General features: G+C 45.0%; 4 protein-coding genes and 2 pseudogenes. All 6 read left to right on the plus strand.

Features of this window, described 5'->3' with window-relative positions:
• Window positions 1–503: pseudogene (locus V7L97_RS05865) on the plus strand (hypothetical protein); the annotation flags it as partial.
• Window positions 473–850, plus strand: a complete 378-nt coding sequence (locus tag V7L97_RS05870) for a hypothetical protein (protein ID WP_333654156.1) — start codon at window positions 473–475, stop codon at window positions 848–850. The pseudogene V7L97_RS05865 and the gene V7L97_RS05870, both read left to right, overlap by 31 nt.
• Window positions 851–1,006: 156 nt before the next feature.
• The gene (locus V7L97_RS05875) at window positions 1,007–1,381 is read left to right on the plus strand and encodes a cytochrome c3 family protein (RefSeq protein ID WP_333654157.1); all 375 of its coding nucleotides are present in this window, start codon (window positions 1,007–1,009) and stop codon (window positions 1,379–1,381) included.
• Window positions 1,378–2,165, plus strand: a pseudogene (locus V7L97_RS12950) (4Fe-4S dicluster domain-containing protein). Before V7L97_RS05875 ends, V7L97_RS12950 begins: the two are co-directional and overlap by 4 nt.
• A gap of 2 nt (window positions 2,166–2,167) precedes the next feature.
• The gene (nrfD, locus tag V7L97_RS05890; protein WP_333654160.1) at window positions 2,168–3,421 is read left to right on the plus strand and encodes an NrfD/PsrC family molybdoenzyme membrane anchor subunit; all 1,254 of its coding nucleotides are present in this window, start codon (window positions 2,168–2,170) and stop codon (window positions 3,419–3,421) included.
• 116 nt (window positions 3,422–3,537) lie between these two features.
• Window positions 3,538–3,766: hypothetical protein (locus V7L97_RS05895; protein WP_333654161.1), on the plus strand; the 229-nt coding region annotated here is incomplete at its 3' end.

Here is a 3,766-nt window from a genome sequence, read left to right on the forward strand (position 1 = left end):
AGAACGACCCTGATGCATGCCAGTTGTGCCACGTGCATGATTATGCGCAGGAGAGATGGTCTCAGAGCAAGCATAATGTGGTTACCTGCCATGAATGCCACCATTTCACAAAGAAGGAGCAGGTGGTGCAGTTGTACAGATTTGTCTTTCTCGGACAGAAGCAGGTTGAGGCGAGACACGGAAAGATTATAGTGCCATCCCAACTGTGTATGGAATGCCACTGGGAAGGGAAGGAAAAATATCCGCAGGCTGCGAAGGTTAATAAATCCAGATACCATGCAAAGCATGTATTTATGGAGAAGATAGAATGTACCAAATGCCATGGTTATGTTGCGCATAAGTTTTTGCCCGAGGAGAGATTCTGCATGCAGTGCCATAAGGACAAAGAGGTTCACGGCATAGGTATGGAAAAATTAGCCTGCATCAACTGCCATACGGACCGCACCGAGGATTTAAAGCCTGGAAGGAATAAGTGTCTCTTCTGTCACGGGACGAGTCTGTAAGAAAGAAATTGATTGCTGAGGGAACAATAGATGTGAAATACTTCCAGCCGTCTCAGCAGGTAATTAAAAAGGCAACAAAGATAGATGTGCCTGCAGATGCAGCAATGCAGTTTAAGTGTTATGAGTGTCATAAACCACATAAAAAGGTGAGGCCGGATTATGGGACTTGTATGGGCTGCCACAGCGATCAATTGAATGTGGGCAAGCATGAACTGCATATAAAGGGCATGAACATGAAGTGCGTGGACTGCCATAAGCCCCATTCATGGAGAGTCACGGAGGCCCGGGCAAAGAAGGATTGTGTGAAGTGTCATGGGTATAAGAGCCCGAAAAAATTTATAAGTTAGCAGGCTAAAGGGAATATACAATACAGTTTTCCGGGGAGGGATTATGAAGAACCATGTGTTCAGACCGCTTTTCGTTGTCATCGGTCTGGTGGGTATTGTTTTAATTGCCCGTTATTTATTGTTCCGAAGGATTTCGGCGTCTGGGAGAGAGGGTACATGTACGGCTGGCACCGGAAGAGCAATGAAGGGGAATGGAAGGCCGTAAAGGCAAAATATCAGTTCAATAACGAATACTGCAAGGACTGCCACGGCGATAAACATGACAGCTTAATGCAGTCACCACATGCGATTATAAACTGCGAGAACTGTCATGGCCCTGCATTGGAGCATCCGTCAAATCCAACAAAACTGCACATAGATAAAAGCAGGCAGCAATGTCTCAGATGTCATTCTTATCTCCCATATCCGACAAGCGGAAGGGCAAATATCCGGGGAATAGATCCCGACAAGCACAATCCCGATATTGAATGTTCCATGTGTCATAACCCGCACAAACCTAATCTTGGCGCTTCAAAGGGAGGTAAACGATGATAACGAGAAGGGGCTTATTGAAAATATACGGTTAAGGGAATCGCAGGATTGGCAGTGCCTATAGCAGCACTGGAAATAGTTAATCCCAACAAGATTTTTGCGGGCAAAAACGATAAATCAAAGACAAGATGGGTTTTTCTGGTTGATACATACAAATGTGTCGGCTGCGGTCTTTGCGTCAAGGCATGCAAAACCGAAAATGAGATCCCCTACGATGCTAATGTGACAAGGACATGGGTTGAGAGATACGTTGTTACAAAGGAAGGGAAACTATTTGCCGACACCCCAAAGGGGGCAAGGGATGGCTTTACTACAAGCAAGATCGATCTCGGAGCCGGAAAACATCAGGATATAAAAAAGGAGGAGATAGACAAGGCATTTTTTTGTTCCAAAGCTCTGCAACCAGTGCGAAAATCCTCCGTGCGTTCAGGTATGCCCTGTTGGAGCGACCTATCAAACCTCTGACGGCGTCGTACTCGTTGACAGGAAGACCTGCATCGGCTGCGGTTACTGTATAATGGCTTGTCCTTACGGCGTGAGATTCTTCCATCCCGAACACCATACGGCTGAAAAGTGCAATTTCTGCTACCACAGGATTACAAAAGGCATGAAAACAGCATGCGTTAGTGCGTGTCCTTTTGGCGCAAGACAGATAGGCAATATTAAAGACCCCAAAGACCCTGTCACAAAGATTATAAAGACAGAAAGGGTAGGGATATTAAAGGAAGAATTCGGAACAAAACCGCAGGTCTATTACATCGGCCTGGATAAGGAGGTAAGATAATCATGGTTCATGGAGAAGTCTGGACACTAAAAGAGCTCTTTACCTATCCAAACGAATACATATACTGGAGCATACAGATAGTAATGTATCCTTTCATGACAGGACTTGTTGCTGGGGCATTTGTACTCTCATCGCTGTATCATGTCTTCGGGATAAAACAGTTGAAGGATATGGCGAGATTTGCCCTTGTGTTCTCGTTTGCCCTCCTTTTTACAGCGCCCATGCCTATAGTTCTGCATCTCCAGTTCCCGCACAGGGGTTTTAATATATTCATGACCCCTCACTTCACCTCTGCAATAGCTGCCTTTGGCATTGTCTTTTCTGCATATGGGGCGATAGTTGCATCGGAGTTGTGGTTCATATACAGGAAACATTTTACAGAGATTGCCCTGCCCCTCAAGGCGAAACAGGATAAGACCCTGTTTGAATGGTTTAAATACCTCGTTTTCTGCGCACTGACCCTCGGCGTATACGATATAAGCGAGGAATCTCTGAAAAGAGACGAGAAGGCCATTAAGATCCTTGCGGGTCTCGGCATCCCCGTCGCATGTTTCCTCCACGGTTACGCTGGGTTCATCTTCGGCTCTGTCAAGGCAAATGCATTGTGGATGACGCCGCTCATGCCTGTTATCTTTATAATGTCTGCTGTAGTGTCAGGTATTGCGCTCTGCATGCTCACATACATAGTCACCATGGAGATTAAGAAGTTCCTCGCATCCCGCAAAAAGACCACCTATACGCACCTTCAGACAAGGGAAGAGATAGGAGGGGTCGAAATCAATGTCATAAGGATGACTGCAAAATATCTCCTCTTATTCCTGATATTTGCAATAAGCCTTGAGCTTTTAGACCTTATCTTCAGGGGATACACGGCAGTCAAGTCATGGGATGTCTTAAGGAGCGTTATTTACGGGAAAGACTTCACAAATATATTTATATTACAGTATACCATTGGCAATCTCATTCCGTTTATTCTCTTTGTAATGCCGGGGCTTACGATAAGACGTGCGGTAATCGCTGTAATCCTTGTGATGTTCGGCGTCTTTATGATGAGATGGAACGTCGTTATCGGAGGGCAGGCATTCTCTTTGACATTTGCAGGGTACATGCATTATCACCTGCCGATAATCCCACATGACTGGGAAACCTTCAAGGAAGGATTCGGCGGCGCATTAAGTATTTTCATTATGCCTTTCGTACTGTTCTGGATATTCGCCAAGATATTCCCTGTATTCGATTACAAGGAATCTTATTAATCCACTGCAAATACGATAATCTCCCCATGAGCTTTTCCATGGGGAGATTTTTTATTGCTTGATAAAGCAGAATCTGGAGTAAAATATAATATTAAATCATTTTTTGGAGTTTTACTGTGGCATTTTACGATAATGTGGAAGACATTGAGAGGGCAGAATTGTACAGGCTTTTTGCCGGCCTGTTTATTCATGAGCCCACCGATGAAACAGTTATACAGCTTAAGGATATGTTCCAGATGAGATTTGCCGATTCGCCACAGGAGATAAGAATGGATTTTGCCCGTATCTTTCTGGGGCTGGACGGACGCCTCATGCCATACGAATCCCTTCATAATTACCCGCTGG

It is taken from the genome of Dissulfurispira sp. (genome assembly GCF_036745535.1).
GTDB lineage: Bacteria > Nitrospirota > Thermodesulfovibrionia > Thermodesulfovibrionales > Dissulfurispiraceae > Dissulfurispira.